Annotated in this window: 2 protein-coding genes; both read right to left on the minus strand. The window is 30.0% G+C overall.

The annotated features are described in order from the left end of the window. Window positions 1-241: 241 nt before the first annotated feature. Window positions 242-802: a hypothetical protein gene (locus FTV37_RS17650; RefSeq protein ID WP_180064356.1), complete on the minus strand. Its 561-nt coding sequence runs from the start codon at window positions 800-802 to the stop codon at window positions 242-244. A 3-nt stretch (window positions 803-805) separates the two neighbouring features. Beyond that, window positions 806-1,066: helix-turn-helix domain-containing protein (locus FTV37_RS17655; RefSeq protein ID WP_180064357.1), on the minus strand; the 261-nt coding region annotated here is incomplete at its 5' end.

Genomic DNA, 1,066 nt, shown 5'->3' on the forward strand with positions numbered 1-1,066 from the left:
ACAAGATCACATCAAACATTCTTGATGCTCTCCCTGCTTTAGATGGTATTGATTTAAGTAATGTAAAGCTATACATGCCACTTGTGGATGATGTAAAGCTATTAGAACAGTTTAAGGAGATAGAGCTATGACACTTTTATTATGCTCTGTAGCTGTAGCATTTATTATCTATCAACTCCGTACAATCTAGGGGATAGAGTATATCTCTTTTCCCCTCTCTCACGTATGAGGTGCGGTGCGCCTACACGCTTTTAGATTTAAAAACAATTTCCTTTTTATACATCATATACTCTATAAGGATTCGATTTAGATTATTTAAACTATCAATTAAAAAATTTAATTTATTTTCTAAAATTTCTAAATTTTCTTGATTATCAGTACTCATTTCTTGTTTAGTATATTGAAATGTATATTCTTTTATATTAAGTTGAACTTCTTGTATCTCTTTATCTTCAATTATTTCTAATAGTAAACTTACTCTATCTCTATACTTTCTATCATTCCTAAAGCTATTAATTCGATGAGTAGCTAAATCATCTCTATTAAAAAGGTCTTTATAGTTAATTGAACTATCTATTTTTCCATATCTATACATATAGTCATTTTTTAAATCTTCTACTATTTTTAAAATTTCTTTTGCTTCATTTGCTATAACTTCTTTTCCTTTCTGATCATGCCATTTTTTATAAATATAAATAGCAACTATTATTGGTGATGCTATTGTTGCTGCTACTCCTAAATAAGTTCCCATCACATCTTGATAGGTAGCAATAATTGACCAATCCCAACTACATACATCCATACATTACTCCTTTAAAACTCTATATACAGTAGCAACGCCACAACCTACAGCTTTAGCTATTTCTTCTTTTGTTAAGCCTTTATTACTTAACTCTCTAATACGATCATGTTTAGCTGTATCTGCTTTCTTACCTGTAGGCTTGTATCCGCTTCTCTCTAAACCTTGTTTAATTCGTTCTATACGCTTTTCATTGTCTAATCGAGCCATAGTAGCTAACAAATCAATTAACAGGTTATTAACTAAATTCAGGATAGAGCTTGTAAT

It is taken from the genome of Acinetobacter sp. YH16042 (assembly GCF_013417245.1).
Taxonomy (GTDB): domain Bacteria; phylum Pseudomonadota; class Gammaproteobacteria; order Pseudomonadales; family Moraxellaceae; genus Acinetobacter; species Acinetobacter amyesii.

Excerpts from the sequence above, each read along its gene's own strand:
- FTV37_RS17650 (WP_180064356.1), bottom strand. The coding sequence starts at position 802 with ATGGATGTATGTAGTTGGGATTGGTCAATTATTGCTACCTATCAAGAT.